General features: G+C 50.8%; 6 protein-coding genes. All 6 read left to right on the top strand.

Annotation, left to right across the window (positions count from 1 at the left end; translation table 11 throughout):
* Positions 1–24 precede the first annotated feature (24 nt).
* The 6 genes from CWI69_RS09930 to CWI69_RS09905 are packed head-to-tail and all read left to right on the top strand — an operon-like array spanning position 25 to position 17,807.
* A complete protein-coding gene (locus CWI69_RS09930) occupies positions 25–2,670 on the top strand; it encodes a hypothetical protein (protein WP_126764054.1) in 2,646 nt (881 codons plus the stop codon).
* Entirely contained in the window at positions 2,667–5,903 is a 3,237-nt protein-coding gene (locus CWI69_RS09925; RefSeq protein WP_126764053.1) for a poly-gamma-glutamate biosynthesis protein PgsC/CapC, read from the top strand. Before CWI69_RS09930 ends, CWI69_RS09925 begins: the two co-directional genes overlap by 4 nt.
* Complete coding sequence (locus CWI69_RS09920) at positions 5,900–8,302, top strand: hypothetical protein (RefSeq protein WP_126764052.1); 2,403 nt, start codon at positions 5,900–5,902, stop codon at positions 8,300–8,302. The genes CWI69_RS09925 and CWI69_RS09920 overlap by 4 nt, the downstream gene beginning before the upstream one ends.
* Entirely contained in the window at positions 8,289–9,173 is an 885-nt protein-coding gene (locus CWI69_RS09915; protein ID WP_126764051.1) for a hypothetical protein, read from the top strand. Before CWI69_RS09920 ends, CWI69_RS09915 begins: the two co-directional genes overlap by 14 nt.
* Complete coding sequence (locus CWI69_RS09910; protein ID WP_126764050.1) at positions 9,170–13,633, top strand: DUF4381 domain-containing protein; 4,464 nt, start codon at positions 9,170–9,172, stop codon at positions 13,631–13,633. Before CWI69_RS09915 ends, CWI69_RS09910 begins: the two co-directional genes overlap by 4 nt.
* Entirely contained in the window at positions 13,623–17,807 is a 4,185-nt protein-coding gene (locus tag CWI69_RS09905; protein WP_126764049.1) for a hypothetical protein, read from the top strand. Before CWI69_RS09910 ends, CWI69_RS09905 begins: the two co-directional genes overlap by 11 nt.
* The last annotated feature ends 31 nt before the right edge of the window (positions 17,808–17,838 follow it).

Here is a 17,838-nt window from a genome sequence, read left to right as displayed (position 1 = left end):
TATCTTTTGAGAATAAAAGGCTTTTTGATTGATATAACAATCGGTGTTGTTGCTGTAGCAGCAGTTCTGGCGCTGTCGCTGACGATGCCGTTAGGCATCTTTAATGCAAAGCTTACTGATGCGTTTTTGTATATCTCCCCGGCCCCCGACTTTACGCCCACAACCTTTACGATAAAAAATACCGGTAGCGTCGATCTCACTGATAACGAAATAAATTCTCTTGTGCGGCAGTTAAACAACGCTGGTGCGGCTCATATTCTGATACTGGATAATTACTCGCGCTCTACAACACGTGCTTATAACTGGCCCAATAATGTCCATGTAACCTCATCACGTGGCCAGGACTTCTTAAAGGAATACCCAAATTCACTTCAGTTATTTGAGCTCAACTCCGACAACGGCAACTATCGCTCATTTAGTCTTGCAAGTGCGGATAATTCAATACTTACATTACTTAATTCAAATAAGAGCTTCAGTAAAGTTTCCGATACTGACGAGCAGCGCTTTTTTAATTTCGCAATACGCCCAGGTCTGCTGCCGAATATCACCGCACAGCAAGCGTTGAATGGCGACATTATCAGGAGTCTGGTCGCTGATAAAATCGTCTTTATTCAAGTCAGTCCAGGCAATCGCTATGAGCGATTTTACGTCGCCGAGTCGCTCGAGCAGGACTATCAGACCTATGTTGAAATGCAAGCGTTAGCGGTAGAGACCATCGTTCAGGATCTGGACTTAGAGCCCCTGCCAATGGTGGTTATCGTACTTCTCCTGCTGAGCGCTTACTTCACTGCGTTCTTTTTATTACAGGTATTTAATACCAACGGCATTCTGCTCTTCGAAGGTACGCAGCTTGCTATTGCTTTACTGCTTTCCTACCTGCTGTTTGTCAGTTTTCAGCTGGTGTTCCCATTTGGCGAGCTGTTCCTTACCCAACTGATTGCGTTGCTCCAGTTTTTAATCAGCGAACGCCGCCGCGAAAGTCAAATCATGTCCTCCAGAACCGCAAAACTGCAGACGCGCTTAAATCAGCGAATGCTGCCAGGTTCCTTTTTGCAGGCTGAGGATCCGTGGAAAAACTTACATGTTTTTATCGATCAACACCTCAACATGCAACGTTCTATTTTACTGGATCGGGTTGCACAGGATCATCGTTTAGTCGCAATTCACTCGCTCAACTGCACCATTGAGGATATTGAGGAGCGCCGGCGTGACTTCCAGCGGGCGCCCTATAGCGACGCTCTGCAAACCCAACGGCCCCATCGCATAGGAGAGGGTAAAAGTTACTTTAAAAATGCGACCAGGAGCGAAATTGAATATATCGTTCCGCTGGTATTCGCAGGCGATGTATTGGGCTTTTGGGCATTAACTGTCGAACCCGATGAACAGTGGAACGCTAACATCTTTGAACAGAATCTGATTAGCTTTTCACGCGAGTTAGCAGAACTTCTTTATCACCGCAGTAAATTTGTAGAACGGACGACAAAAGAAAATCGCTGGCTGCGGCAGGTGGTCAACCTCAACTATGCAGTCAAGGAACACCGTGAACTTGATTCCGCCATCGAATTGCTGGAGCGTCGTTTGGGTCTGCTGCAGAATGTTTTTAACCGCAATACTTCAGCCTTAGCTTTGTACAATTTGTTTGGCCAGGTACTGACGTCCAATCAAAAAATGGACAAAATTGCCAACGCGCTTGATTTGAAGATTTTTACCATGAGTGCCCACGACTTGCTGGTCGAATTGACGGGAGAGCAGTCTGCCAATATAAAACGCCTCATGCTGCAGATCACGCTGCATCAGCGAACGGTCGAATGGCCAATCTCAAGTCCGAAACTGGAATCAGATTATATTCTTCGCGTGTTACCAATTGAACGCGAAAACAATCGCAATGACGATATGTCACCCTTCCTGCTTGCCGGTATTTTATTTGAGTTTGTAGACGTTCATTCAGTACAACAGGTCGTTGAACGTAAGCGCGAGCTTCATCAGTATTACTTCAACAAACTGGAAGCTGATTTCACCACGATCAGGCAGGTGACTGAAGAGTTAGCTGAAGTGACCGGTACACAGCATCAGCACTACCTCAAACAGCTCAGGTCGACCTTGGATAAGGCCTCTAGACTCAGTGTTACCGTTGAACGCATGCTGGAATTGCAGCAACACAGTAGCGAAATTATTCCTGCAAATCCGGCGCGTCTGATCACCAACCGGGTTCGTAAATTAGTAAAAACTCCGGAAAGCAAAGTGGTCAAATTCGATTACGAATGGCCCGACGTCATACCTCTGGTGATGGTTTCACTTGAGCCGTTCCGGCAGTTACTCGATGCCATTCTTAATCTACTGGTAAAGGATGTCGACACTGATGCCGGCGTCATTAAGGTAGCGATGAACGCATGTGTATATGAAGACAGCTGCCGCCGTACTCAGATCCTGTTCACCAATAACGGTTACGGTGTTCCGCAAGAGCGTCTGGATAGCCTCCGGGAACTGACCAACTTTGAGTTATTCAATGAGGGTAGCGAACTGTTTACGATCATTTATCTCGGCAGGCAAATAGAAGATTGGGGCGCGCAGCTCGAACTTTCTACAGAGTTAGGCAAAGGATTTCAGATTAAGCTCCTGTTGCCAACCTTTGACGCTGACCTGAATGATCGCGAAAGGCCAGCGCAATGATGGACTGGCTGCCGTTGGAGCTGTTCCCTACGGGAGGATTAGCAAGTTCAGTCGTCACCACCGTATGGATTGGTGTCATTGTTGTCGTGTTCCTGAACCTGCGATTTGGTACCACCTTATCAGGTCTGGTGGTGCCCGGTTATATCGTGCCCCTATTGTTGGTCAGACCCGGTTCAGCTGTTGTCATCATCATCGAAAGTATCGTTACCTACCTGCTAACCCGAGCCCTGGCGGATCGACTATTGGTGCGCTTTGGCCTTGGCGAACTATTTGGCCGTGACCGATTTTTTATTCTTATTCTGGTCAGTGTCCTGGTGCGGGTGGTGTTCGACGCTTATTTGCTTGTCGCCCTGGACGACTATTTATTACAACGCGGCGTAGAATATGAATTTCGCAGCAGTCTGCATAGCTTTGGTCTGATCATCATTGCACTAAGCGCCAACCAGTTCTGGAACAGTGGACTTAAGCGTGGGCTATCGACGTTGTTGGTTCATCTGGCCATAACTTATGCCATCATCAGCTACATACTCATACCGCTCACCAACTTTAATATCAGTACTTTAGGTTACATGTACGAAGACGTCGCCAGTAACATTCTCGCGAGTCCGAAAGCTTATATCATCCTGATCACTGCAGCATTTTTATCGTCAAGACTGAACCTCAGATATGGGTGGGATTTTAACGGTATTCTCATTCCCAGCTTGCTGGCTTTACAGTGGTATAACCCGATCAAAATCCTGACCACTTTTGTTGAAGCTTTCGTCATTCTGTTTTTTGCTATCTGGCTTCTCAAACTGCCCTTGATACGCAATCGAAACATTGAAGGCGCGCGCCAGCTGTTGATGTTTTTTAATATCGGCTTCGCTTACAAGTTAATTCTCGGTTACATCATCATTACCTGGTTTCCGGAGCAAAAAATTACCGACCTCTACGGTTTTGGTTATTTGTTGGCGACTTTGCTGGCGATAAAGATGTATCAGAAAAATATCGCCATAAAATTGACCCGAACCACGGTACAAACATCACTGGTGGCAGCCGTTGTCGCCAGCCTTATCGGCTTTTCGCTGACACTGTATAATCCAGTAACCGACGTCCCCACGGTAACGTCGACACAGTCGAACACGATAACGGTGACACAGCGATCCTTGTCAGCCGTCGTCGAAGAGTCCAGGCGCGCAAATTTTTCTTCGGAATCGATGAAGCGCGGTGTCACCATTTCGCCTATAACGCTTGATCAGTTTCGCCAAACACTTTTAGCAATCGATACACTCGGGCCATCACCGTCCACAGCGCAGTTAAACCAGATTGCCGGGCTAGCGAATGACTTTGGTTACGAGGCGATCTGGACGGAATCACGTTATCTGGTATTGCGCGATAATCAGCCTGAGCGTGGTTGGGGATTTTTTGTTTTCGACCTGTCGCAAAGCACTGAACTGGCTCTAGAATTTCCTACAGTAATGGATGAAAGTCTGACCGCGCTGGTCATGGTTCCACTGTTTGAACGGCTCAACGCGAAATACCTCGCTGTCGCTTCAGCCCGGGCAAACAGGGCGCGAGACGGTAGCGATCAGTTATTGCTCAACTCGCAAACGCTATTCCAGGTTTTTCATCAGACGTTAGCGCTTAACAACACCATACAAGTTCGCGAGTACTCGCCAAGCCTGGCGCGCCAGTTGCTCGGCCAGCGCGCTTCGGCTGACGCACTTGATGTTGACGCCAGTGAAACCAAAATGTGGGTGAAGGATCGCCCGCCCGCAGATCTATCGTTGGCGACGCTCGAACAATTAACTTCAGGTTATCAGATCATCTGGGATACCCCGGATTTTCAAAACCGTCAACGCGAGGTCTCACGTTACGGATTCGCCGAACTATTCCTGACCCAATCGGCGGTGCTTTCGATCCTAACAAATGCAGCCGTGAGTGATGATATCCAGACGGTCGCCAACGAACAACAAATTGCCGGTTACTTGCTTTCTTTCCTGCAAGAGAACAAACGGTTGCTTGCGGCAAAGAACTCCCAGGATTACGTGGTTCCGCAACAGTCTGAGCTGCTTTATTTTGATCAGACGGTACTCAAGCCTCTGTTTATGGTTATCGACCAGTATGATGCAGGCGAATGGATGAGCAGAGCCAGACCGCTGATTAATCAGATTGCGCAGTCAGCTGCCCAGTTGGGTTACCAAATCATTCTGTACAAACATATATCAAGTGGATCAGAGTATTTTATACTGCGGGAACAAGTAGATGCAGAGACAAATAAATTACGGCATTGGGGAACCTTCGTTTTCAAATTAGGCGCAACAACCCCTTACGTGATTGAAGCACCGTCGCCGCTATTTGAGACCGGTAGTTTTGAGTTTGCTGGCACACTATTCCAGCAAATGGAGGCCAGTGCGTTACTGGTAAGTGGCGCACACCCAATGGCAAATACCGACGGCTCGGCTCGGGTCGTCGCCAGAAGTAATCCAATGTCTTTATTCAACCTAATCCATCAGGCAGCCCTTAGGCATCATGCGGACGAAGGTGTCACCGCTGTGCAAGTAAGGGGCTACAGTGCTGATGATGAAGATGAAGCTGACCACGTCAGACTAAGTTTTTATGAACTAAATAAACCTTTCGCCGCGCAACATCCTGGCTTCGTCCAGCTGCGGTATTATTTGCAGTCGTTACTGGCAGGCGCCGGCATTGCAGCAGCCGATGAATTGATCGAAACTGCGCCGCCAAGCTATACCGCACAAGCACGCTTTACCAAATTTATACCCTCAGCGCATTATGCAGAAATTTGGCTGCCCCGTGGCATCCGGGAGAGTTTCAGAACCCTTGCCTCAGACTCAGTGTTGTACCAGCAGATGCTGGCCCTTGGGATCCCGGTTCGTAATTACGATGTGAAGCTGGCTTTAACTCAGCAATCCTTTGCAGCGATATCGCCATCAAGGTTACAAATCGTCAAGCGCTTGCTTAATCAATTTGAGCAATCGCAGAATATTCAACTGCTGGCGACCCTGCAACACCGCTTCCCGGAGCTTGAGCTGGAGCTCTGGCAGGACGACGAGTCGTTACAAAGCTACTTTGTATTAAGCAATGCGGAAGATGAAATTATTGCCGTGAAGAATCTGGCGCCGTTATCGGACACAACGCTTGAGCTGGCTGCCGATAACATGCAAATCCAGGCAATGGTTCATGAATTTGTACGCACACGTCTTCAATGGTTGCACCGGGAGGCCTCAGAATGAGAATGATCGGGCGCCTCCTGCTGCTGTTCACGCTGCTGACAGTTTTACTTGTGATCGGCTATGCGGTTAGTAACATAACGACCTTTACCATACGCGATGTGCAACCGTGGGAAGATAACTATGAGCAGTCGACTGTTTACATTCTCCGCCCCGGGGAAACCTTAAACTTCGACGTGCCAAATGAGGCAACCCAGGTACGTATCTTACATACTCCCGTCGGCGTTCCAGCCGTTGATGAAGAGGCTGAGCTGAGATTTCAGGCCCGGCCAGACACTGAACTCAGTCAAACCTACACCGTCACTATGCATGGTGACGACGAACCAATCGGCGCGAATGAACTACCGCCCCGCTTCTTTGACTCACCTCAGGATGACCGCGCAGGTCTTACCCAGCTGCATGTGGTTAGTTTCACAGATCGCCAGCAACTGACCGAGTTCGCACTGACTTTAACTGCTGCTTCACGACCGTTAGCTATTCGCGTTGCAGTACTTGAACGCTACGATCAGAAATCAGTAACACGCACCTGGCAACGGCTTAACGACGAGCAAAGAGCAGCCTATTTTGAAGACCATATTTATCCGGTCGATCTAATTCCGGAACGCGAGCGCACTGCGGCACTAATGCAACGCTGGCAACCGATTGGACCTTCATCAGCCAGCAACGGCGACATCATCTCGCGTGCCCTGTTCGTGAACGAAAACGCGGAAATCTATAGCGAAGAGCCCAGCGTCGTCGACGAACTGGCAGTGATCGGTCCGCAACGTTGGCTAACCATTGATACCCGTATACAGCGTACTATTTCGGGATTCAGCTGCGCCAGCCTCGCAGCTAATCAAGCGGTGAATCTGCAGCTAAGCAGAGTCAATGAGAGCGAAGCTCTCGTCGTCACTCCGTTACAGCTAAATTCAGCAACCGAGCGGCTGGCGATGCCAGCCGAACCGAACCTTTACCGGTTTGCTGCCGACCAGCGTTGTGAATTGAATTTCTTTGATGCGCGCGGCGATGTTGTTGTGCCGGAGTATCACTATTTGCGCAGCGCGGTAGCGCAGGCAGATACCGAGCTAACATTCACCCTCGTCAGTGAATCACAACGGTTGCAACCGCTGCGACTCGACGCCCGCTGGCTGACCACCGATACTACAAATTTTGGCAACGATGCCCAACTGCAATGGTCGGTTGTCAATGAAGCGGGCGAACAGTTGCTGTCCGGTCAGTTAAGACCTGAACTTGGTGTGAACCCCTATCAAGTGGCGGTTGACTCAAGTCTGGCGGCAAAGGTTCATCACAAATCGTCACAATACATTGTGGCACCTGCCACTGCGGCAGCGCTCAAAGTGCGTCTGATGACCTCAGAGCCCGCTGATGCGGCGGATGTGCTGGTCAATGTCTACACGCGTCCGGCAGATATGCCTTATCGCGTTGATCCCTCGGATGAGAATGAACCCGAGCAACAACAGATTCCAAAGTGGTTTTTAACCCGGCCGCTGAGCACCTCAGAATCAACGGTTCCAGTGACGCGATTGTTATCCTGGCAGGTGCCGCTGGCGGAGGCAGCGACTCGTGATGACGCCCTTGAAGGCGAGCACTGGTACAGTCTGAGCAATCTGGAAGATGCCCCTTATTTTGAGCTGTTTATGGCTGCGGATAAGAGTGAACTAAGAACGGATGTGACAGAGCGGCCAGCAAACCTGCTCTATTACCCCATCAATACCGTTGATGCGGACTATACATTAACAGCTCCTGATCACGCCCAGGAAGTGCGGCCACAGCTGGTTTATCAAAAAGCGAATGCGGCACCACTTGCTATAGAAATTGCGATAAACGGTGAATTGCTGCAACGCGACTGGCTCAATGCGCAGACAGGTAAATTATTTCTACCAGCGCTGCCGCAAGGCAACTACCAGTTATCAATATCGCCATCGAATTCAGTGCGTTGGTTCAGCAACTACCAACCCATGTCGGGTCAGCACCCTTTCCGTGTCCGGAATGCCTATAAACTAAAGAATCAGCTGTCATTTGAGCTGCAAAAACGCACTGCCGAAGAGTGGGTAACATTTAATTATTTTCCGGCTATTGCCGAACCACACCAAGTGACTCTAACATTAGTGAAGCAAGAGCAGGTTGGAGTGTTCACCGACTATACTGTAAGCAAGCGGACATTTCAGATAGATGAAGCAACAGCTGCGCCGCAAGTACTGTTGTTAAATCAGAATCAGCCTGCGCTCTGGCAACCAACACGACTACCCTTTCTTTTGGGTCGCGATTTGAACGACAATAGCTACCGAATCATCGTTAGCAGTTCAGTCCCGAATTCCGGATATATTCAGGCTGGATATCTGGCTGAAGCCCCTACTTATCAAGTTGAGATTTATACGGAGGACGGCAATGCGCTATTTTAAATTTTACTGTGCTATCGGTTTGTTACTTCAAGCGTTACCGGTCCAGAGTCAAACTCTCGAAGTGCCATGGTTTGATAACGTGCCGCGCAGTGATTACTACCAAAGTGTTTCTTCACCGAACCAGGCGGCCTTAGAAGCGTCATTTTTGTCATTATTCCGTGACCAGCGGGAAGATGGCCTGACGGAGTTTTACCAGTTACAGCGTGCGCCGTGGCAAAATCTTGAAGTTATTCTGGCCTCCAGCAAAACACAATTGGGATGGGGTGCATTCGGTTATCGGCCAAGTAGCGAAAATGCAGTGTTCCTGCAAACGCCGCATCGCTATTTTGACCTGCACACGGCTGCTATCGCCGAAACCGCCTGGCAGCATGATCTTGCCCAGGTGTATATGTCCAATTCCATCCATCGTTATGCCGGACAGGAGCAAAAGCCAAAGACCAATAGCGATATTTCCAATGCCCGCCGCAGTCCTTTACTGGCAGCATCAGAGGCCTGGATGGCAGAGCAACCGGATGGTGTGATTGTGCAGTTACATGGCTATGCCAAAAGTAAGCGAGTGACGGAAGCCGGCCGCAGCGCTGATATTATTCTCAGTCACGGTACCAGCGATCAGTTCATGCATGAGACGCGCCTGCACGAGATCCAGTCCTGCCTCGCTGCACAGTTAAATGTAACTGTTTTACGTTACCCGGAAGAAGTTGGTGAGCTTGGCGGAACACAAAATAACGTCGCGCAGGCACTGGCCCGCTGGGGTAAATCAGAGCAATTCGTGCACGTTGAAATGAGTCGCGGGGTACGCGACAGCCTGGTTAGCGATAAAGACAAAACCCTCCGGGCGATGCAGTGCATCGTAGGAGCTGCGAGCGAATGATTCGTAGTGTAGTCCTGGGCCTTGCACTGCTAATTTTGCAGTCCGCAGCAGCACAGCCTTTCAGTCGTACGCTCTGGTATGAGGTCGATGTGACGCGGCACGGTGCGTCGCACGTCAGACTCGAGGTCGCACCAAGCGAATGGTGGCGACTTCGGGTTTACCATAATACGGACGAGACTGCGTCACAGACACCGCAGGTTTGGTCATCGGAAGGAGATGGCGTCTTTATCAGTCACGACCCTCTGGATGCGCATTCCGAAGATGACTTCACCGATTACTTTTATCATCTGCAGACACCGGCCGAACGTATAGTGCTGCTGGAAACTACTGACGCTGAGCAGGTGGCGATGCAGTTTTATCGCTCCGAAACAGAGGCCATGCCAGAACACACCCGGGATGCCCGGATCAAGTTGAGCGACGCACACGATACCAGTACTTTAACGCGGGAGTCGGGATTCGAGTCTCACGACTTTCAGTTTATCCACGCTGATACCAACTACACTATCGAATTTGCCGAGCCGGGACTTTACCACCTTGAAGTAAAGCTGCCCTGGGATGCTTCGTATCAGTTGCGGGAAGTGCTGACAATGGCAGCTGAGTCAGCTGGTTTCGCCAGCCCAAAATCGTTTCAGCTGGAGGCGCAACTCGATACCACAACCCGCTACAACGATACTTTGAGTCAGGGTACGCAGTTGCTGTCCCGTTCGATTTTACTACCTTTTTATGTCGTTGAGGCAGAACAACAGATCGCCATAGACCTTGATCGCAACGCCTATCTGCGTTGGCTTGAAACTGATCCCGAACGTCAGTTTTTGTTCCAACGCAATGCCCCGCGGCCCGTGGACCAGGCAGAGCAAAAACAATCGGCACTGGAACCATATCCCTTGGTAACAACTTCGTTTTTCCGTAGCCTGCCACCAAATCAGACGCTGCAAACCGATGTTTTTGTGCCGCTGACCGGCAATATGCGCGAGGATCAGGAGACGTTCCTGCCCATTCCCCGGGAAGCAACGCGCGAGGTTGATTATTTTTATCAGCTGCCAGCGACCCGGTCGGCAATTTTTGAATTGCCGAAGCAGACGCAACAGGCACCGGTGCGGGTGATGTTAAAATGGCCGAACCAGCCAGCCTCTCTTACTATTCGTTCAAGCGGCGGTGAGCAACAACAGATCCGCTATCTACCCGAGTTTGCAGTCAACGAGCGCTGGCAACTCGATAATGCTTCCCAATTAGCTAGCGCGACAAACACTGAGCAACCCAGCCACAGAGTGACTGAGTTGGTGCTACCTTTCCATAAGCCTTACAGCTCGATCACTGTGCAAAACACAGGTGAACACGAAGCATGGTTACGACTGGATTATCAGGTCGAACGGCGCGAACCACCCACTGAAACGACCTGGCTGGACCTGTCCCCCGCTGAACATGCGTTGCTGTTAGAGGCACTCTTGTCCGGTGAGGCTGAACCGCTCGCGGAAAATGCTCTGAAACATGAAGTTATGGAGCAATGGCGACCTCGCCTGAACGCGCGCGCAAACCAATTCGCCCAGCGTTACGCCAGTGAGTACCTGACCCAGAAAAAAGGTTTGGGTATGGCCGAATTCGCTGCTATCAAAGCGTCACTGGCAGCGACTTTCCCCGCGCAGTTGAACACAATTGAAGATGTTTACACCCACATCATGGAACTTGGCTACAACTTTACCGCGCGCCAGCTGTTGGTTGATTTTGCCGTCAGTCCTGAATCAGCGTTGCAACGTGAAGCCGAAGCAGTGTTGTTACACTACTTTATCGAACAGGAACGTTGGTTTGACGTCGAGGGCTACTGGGCGTGGCGGATGTTGCAGCGCAATGATGAGCAGGCGCTGGTGGAAATAGCCCGAAGCTGGGCCCACCAGAATCGCTACCATGAAGCGGCACAGCTGTTCTGGCTGCTGAATCAAAGTGGTGCGGTTACCGGTGTTGACGCCGAAGCACTGCGCGCCGCCTGGGAATCCGATCAGTTCGCCCTGTTTCAGGAGTGGTTCCTGCAATTACCGGGGCCAACCCAGGTTGCCTGGCCTCGGGTTATTTATGAGAACGCAGCATTAGGGGGCGCTTACAGCTGGGTTAAACGCCCTGTAGAACTCGATGGAATGACACGGCAGGCGCTGATTTATAATCAGGATCTGAATCAGTATTTATCGACCTTTTATCTGCAGGATTCAGCACCGGTAAGCACCCGGATCAGCAATTCACCACGACTTAAGCTGACCCTGTATCCGGTATTGAAAGACCTGCCCACTGGCACTGAGCCGGTCCGGGAAGTCACGGTAACCGTTAATCAAAAAACCTATCCGTTAGTCATTCGTCAGGATCGCAGCAGTGACAGCCTGAGCTGGTCACAACATGACGGCAGGTATGTCGGCCTGCCGCAGAGCTACACACTTGAGCTCGATGCCGGACAACCAAATTCTATAACTGTGCAGACTAAAGGTTTTGACGCCGGAATTGTTATCGAAACCGCCGAACCTTTTTTGCATAGCGAGCTCACTGATGATTCAAGTGCAGTTAGCCAGCATAGTCGCCCACCGGCAGCCACACCGGATTTAACTCTGCGACTTGCTGAGTTGTTACTTGAGCACCAACAGGGGCCGGTTGATGCCAGCGAACTCAAGCGCATTAAAGCTGAGACCCTGGGTACGGTGTTAACCGATGAGCAACATTACTTGTTAGACCAACTCACCTCAGGTTATGGCTGGCAACGACTGGACACCGTCAGTGCCAGTGATGGTATCGCTTTTCTGGAAACCGCCCGCTGGCAACCCAGCTCCCCCTGGCTCCAACTGCGCCGCGCACTTATGCTGACAGACGTTAAGCCCGGCGAGCGCCGCTTAGCAGATGACGAGAAAGCAGAAATAGCTGTTGAGCTGCGTGATGCCATGAAGCTTGAGTTACAGATCCGTAAAATTGAAGAGATTACCGCACCTGCCATGCCGGTAAGTGTCAGTATCGACGCGCCAACCGGGCAACGCACACTGGAGCTTAACGGTCAGCAACAGTCGGTAAGTCTTGAACTCGCTGCAGGGCGTCACCTGATCGGGCTGGCGTTCACAGAGCCTTCCCCGGCGTTAGTTCTGTATCGACTGGTCGACCAAAATGGTAACCCCGTGACCCCGCCAACGCAGATAAAGACGTTCCGTGCCAGCCAGCAACAGAACATCGAGCTGTTTATTCCGGCTAAGAGTCTGATCCGTATCGACCACTACGAAGGCCGCGACGATAATGCCAGTCAGAGCTACCAGTGGTTTGCCGAAGACACCTTCTACAAAGTTGCCCATCGCGGCGACAGCGAACACAGTTATTATCGTTTCTTCATCTGGCAGCCACAGTCATTACCCAGCGGGGCTGAAGCTGTCACCACGGAGCAAGTTGCCATCTCGCGCGCTGCGGAAAAGCCACCGACAATTTGGCCCGTTGATGCTCAGCACGGAGTCTATGCTGATACCCGTTATGCGCTCGATGAGCAGGATGACGGCACCTGGGGATTTGATTTAGGCTACCGCGCCCGTAACAACTTTGATGAAGACATTCGCGATGAGCAAGAAAAGTTTATCGACGCCCGCTGGAACTACCTGCGTAAGCTTGAAGACCTCGATGCTTACTGGAACAGCTCAGTGCAATGGCGGGCGCACAACGGCACTGGGCTGCATACTCTGATCAGCGACAATCAGGCCTACTGGTTAGCTAACAAGTATTTTGATGCGGAAGCTAATCTGAATATTTACTATCAGGCAAGTGCGCGCGATAGCGGCGTCGAAGGAGCCTGGTCCGCCTATGCGTCACTATCAGGACGCTGGAAATACTTCTGGAACAACCGTGCCCGTAACGATGTTGAACTGCAGGTTTTTGGGCGTGAATTATCGGAACAGCAACTCCCTGCCACAGCAATCGATGACGACATTCTGACCCAGTATAAATTGGATCATCGGTACGGAGTAACGCTGCGTGATCGCTTCTTCTACCAGCCCTGGCTGGATTCGCGTGTGCATGTTGAAGCAGAGCTTACCTTAAATGAATTTGGCCAGAATCAATTGCTTGATCACTGGTCAGTAGAAAGTGGCTGGCGGCAGTACTGGAAACCCTGGCGTTTTGGTTTTGATTTACGTTACACACGTTACCTGGAAGATGACAACCGGGTGCGCGGTCTGTCTTCGACTCAGGTTGGGCTAAATCTGGATTATGAACTGTGGCAGTCAAACGGCAACTTATGGCAGTTCAGCTTCGATGTGCGCCATGACATTATTCGCAACTCCACAGGCGCGTTTTTTGGTATCAGCTGGAATCATACCGACGGCCAGGGCTACGACGATTTTGCGCCGCAGAACCGCATCTTTTCATCACTACGCCAGCGTCATTCGCTGGAAATGATCGACACTAATGACATTACCCTCAACGACCACAGGGAACCTGCCGATGAGAACTAATTCAGCATCGACACGCTCGTTGTTGCGTTCAGGACTGGATAACCTTTGGCAGAAAATTTATGCCAAATCCCTGCGCGAATGCGAGCGTGGTCTGCAAAAGTGGACCGCTGCCGCGCAGCAGGGAAACAACGTCAAAAACGTAAATACCGAAGCCTTGCAGCTCTTTCTTTATCTTAAGAATGAACTAGCCGATCGCTTTAACCGGATTGAGCGCCTGCGCACACGACAAGCCGAGTTTAATTACAACTACTTACATGCAGCATCAGACACTGAACGCACTGAGCACATGGTATCCGCGGCCAAGTTTTTGGGCTATCCATCCCGCATTATCAGCAAAATCGCAAAAAATAAGCTGGAATGGTTCGATGACGCGGCGCTTAGTGAGTTCTTCGAGAAAAAGACCTCCGAGCAGGAGAAGTTTATTATTTTCCTGCTTGGTCGTATTTGTGAACTATCGCGGGTCATGCTCGAACAACTTGAGGATGACGAAGAGTTAAGCCGCCATTGGCAGATTATGGCTTTACCGGATACGCTGACCGAAAGCTTGAGTTATCAGCCGCAGGCCAATATTCGTATCACTGCGTGTCGGGGCTTGCGTCGCGTCCTGCAAAATATGCCAGAGGCGATTCGGGATGCAGTTCCCGATACCACCATCCGTTACGTTTACCGGGTCTGTCTCGACGATGATATGCACATCTGGATGCGGGCCGAGATGATGATGCTGATCGCTGTTACTCAGCCGCAGCAATATCTGACGATCTTCAAGCACGTATTTACCGTTGAGCGTGATGCCGACATTTTCCTGAAAGGTCGCATGGTGGAATCGCTGTTGCGCTTCCTGCCAGCTAAGGTACCAGCATTGCGGCATGCATTAACTGCAGTGCGAAGCGAGTCGTCCGAGTATGTACGCCAACGCTTTGCGGAGTCCACCAGGCACGTAGAAAGCGGTTTTGCCTTACGTTTAGGTCTTCGCTTGTTGCAAGGCGATCCATCCAGCAAAGTGAAAGCAGAGTTCCTGCTAACTTTGCTACACCACGACTGGTCACAAGAGCAGCTCAATACCATTTTTGATAACCTCATCGCACTATTGAAAAGTGACGCTGATGTGTTTTTGCTGCGCACCGTCTTGCACCTCTTGCCGCAGCTGATGCAAAAGTACGCACCACAATTAACCATTGATGAATCCTGTCTGGAGCAGATAGATACTCAGCTGACGTGGCTGAATCATCATCATCAGGAAACGCGTGTCCGGCGCTGGGCGGCAGAGTGCCGTGAGGCCATTTTCTTCTATACCAGTGCGCCGTTATTCAACACCGAGCAGCGCCAGGATTTAATGCAGCTGCCGATGGAAGAGCGACTGAAGCTGACGGTTACTGAAACCGAACGAACGGAGGCATGGTACCGACAGCTAGGCTTTATGGCAGCGAAGCGCTTTGGTTTTAATGTCCGCTTCCGCGGCAGTAAAGCTGATCTCTGGTCCGGCTTTCGATTCCGGCCACGTTTATGGCGCATCATTCATGAATGGCGCAAACCGGCGACCGACAAACGACAAAACCACAACCATATTAAAGGTCGGGTCTATTATGGGCTTGAGCAGTTTAACAGCCGTGTCGTTGCTGAGCAGAGCATCACCAAGGTTCCGGGCGAGCCTATTTATATTAACGAAGAAGGCGGCGAACGTAATTATCTGCCGCTGGTGGATCAGCTGATCTCCTGCCTTGATCAGGGTTGGCCCACTGAGCCCATGCGCATTTACAGCAGCGAGGGGATTACCGAGGTAATGCCGCCGAGCTCGTTGCTGGCACGCTTTAAAGCGCGCTGGACCATCCAAATGCAATTTGCCAGACTTTCGCGCCTGCGTAACTGGCAGGAAGGTGATAGCTTTGATGCCAATGCTTACCTGAAAAAAGTTTCTAAACTCGGCTTTAAACTATCTATTCGCGGCTATGCAGATCCAAAAGGCGGTAAGTACCCGATTGAGCCGCGAGTGAGCCGTTTCTTTCCTTCAGTGGCACTGCCTTTCACTCTGCCATCGATGAACGACGTCTATAATTATTTTTATTCCGTTTATCAAAACACCATCACCCAGCTGCTGGCTTTTACTTCAGTATTTTTCGTTGGCTTTCTGGCGAATCACATTCGCCAGCTTGTTGATTTACGCCGTCATCGCAAGCGCTTACCGCTGGTTATCGGGGGCTGGGGCACACGCGGCAAATCAGGCACTGAACGTTTGAAAGCGGCGGTCTTTAATGACCTTGGCTTAAGTGTGCTATCGAAAACCACCGGCTGCGAAGCCATGTTCCTGTACGGCAATGCCAATCGCCCGATGAAAGAACTGTTTCTGTTCCGCCCGTACGACAAGGCGACCATCTGGGAGCAGGTATTCTTAACTAAATTTGCGGCCAAGCTCGGTACTGATGTTTTCCTGTGGGAATGTATGGGCTTAACGCCCCGCTATATCGAGATTTTGCAAAGTCAGTGGATGCGTGACGACATCTCGACCATCACCAACTGCTACCCCGACCACGAAGATATTCAGGGCCCGGCAGGCATTGAGATTCCAATTGTGATGCAGAACTTCATCGCTAAAAACGGCGATGTTTACACCACTGAAGAGTCGATGCTTCCGGTACTGCAAGACGAAGCCCACCGCAAACAAGCAAACCTGACGGCAATTGGCTGGTTGCAGTCCGGTCTTATCACCAATGACGTACTGGAGCGTTTCCCCTATGCGGAGCACCCCAATAACATCGCGCTGGTGCGGACCATGGCAGAGCGTCTGGGCGTACGTAACGACGTTGCGGTGAAAGCCATGGCGGACAATGTAATCGCCGATTTAGGGGTACTGAAACTCTATCCGCCGGTGCCCGTACAAGGCCGCCATATTGAGTTCGTTAACGGTATGTCTGCGAATGAACGTCTCGGTGCACTGGGGAACTGGGAGCGCACCGGCTTTGCCAGGCATAATTTAGACGCCAGCCCGGAAGTGTGGACCGGCATTGTGGTAAATAACCGCGCTGACCGTGTCGCCCGCTCGCGGGTATTCGCCGAGATGCTGGTGACGGATATTCAGGCCGACCGCTATTATTTTATCGGTAATAACCTCGACGGCCTGCAAACCTATATTCACGAGGCCTGGCAGAATTTTGTCGCACAGTTTAAGGAAGGCGAGCAGCAGCAGGATCTCGAGCAAAAACTTAGCGGACTGTGCCAGCGTTTCCGCATCGCTACCTCGTTGGAGCCAATTAAAAAGCGCGTTGCCGCGGCATTAAAGGGCATTAACCTTGCTGATGACATGGTCGAGGATTTAATTTCTTCCGGGGACACCTGGCAAAGCGAAGCGCAGCTCCAGGCAGCGTTTGAACGCCTGGCTGCCGATGCTGATAATGCAAGAGCACTGATTGACGAGATAGCACAGATGTCAGCGGACATGTACGGTGAATATTGTCATTGGCGAAATCTGGAAGCCGCCGGCAAATTAATCTCAACCGACGCACTGGACGAAGTACTCAGTTGGATTTTTGCCTGCTTCAAGCAGCGCTGGGTGGTGGTGGAAAACTATTACTCGACGGGTAATGAGACGGTGCAAACTCTGATTAATACGACCGCGACGGGACTGCGTGCGCGAGTGATTGGGGTGCAAAATATCAAAGGCACCGGTCTGGATTTTGTGTATCGCTGGCAAGCCTGGGACAAAGTTCACGGCTATGCCCTCACCCTGCGTAACTCTCGTAATAGCAACGATGTGCAGATTGCCGCACGCGCTTTGGCAACATGGCAGGAGTATGGCGTGCTTGATAAAGAGTATGTCACCGAAACTGTTGCCATTGCCCGTGAGCGCCAAATCTGTCAGCAGGAAAGTATTCAGGCCGACCTGACCATCATTGAACAGCAGCTGAAGCGCCAACTGGCTGAAATGGAGAAAGCTCTGGAGCAGGGTTCGATCGACTCAGGTTGGCGTTACAAAATTTTAAGTGCCATCGAAGCTTTTCTTGATTCCGGCGATGCGATTAAACGTCGTAAGAAATCCAACGCAATCTATAAAGCCATGCTGGATAACGTCATCAGTATGGACCGCGCCACAGCCGAACTCGCGGAGCTGAATAAAGCCCAGAAAGGTGACTGGCTGATTCGCTTACTTAAGCGCCGGTTCGCTGGCAAAAAAGTTTCTTAACCACCAACGTTCACAGAAGGGGCAGCCCCCC

This window comes from Pseudidiomarina halophila (assembly GCF_003987215.1).
Lineage (GTDB): Bacteria > Pseudomonadota > Gammaproteobacteria > Enterobacterales > Alteromonadaceae > Pseudidiomarina > Pseudidiomarina halophila.
Note: the sequence above shows the minus strand (reverse complement) of the source record. Positions and strands in the feature narration are given on the sequence as shown.

Excerpts from the sequence above, each read along its gene's own strand:
- CWI69_RS09925 (WP_126764053.1), top strand. The coding sequence starts at position 2,667 with ATGATGGACTGGCTGCCGTTGGAGCTGTTCCCTACGGGAGGATTAGCA.
- CWI69_RS09920 (WP_126764052.1), top strand. The coding sequence starts at position 5,900 with ATGAGAATGATCGGGCGCCTCCTGCTGCTGTTCACGCTGCTGACAGTT.
- CWI69_RS09915 (WP_126764051.1), top strand. The coding sequence starts at position 8,289 with ATGCGCTATTTTAAATTTTACTGTGCTATCGGTTTGTTACTTCAAGCG.
- CWI69_RS09910 (WP_126764050.1), top strand. The coding sequence starts at position 9,170 with ATGATTCGTAGTGTAGTCCTGGGCCTTGCACTGCTAATTTTGCAGTCC.
- CWI69_RS09905 (WP_126764049.1), top strand. The coding sequence starts at position 13,623 with ATGAGAACTAATTCAGCATCGACACGCTCGTTGTTGCGTTCAGGACTG.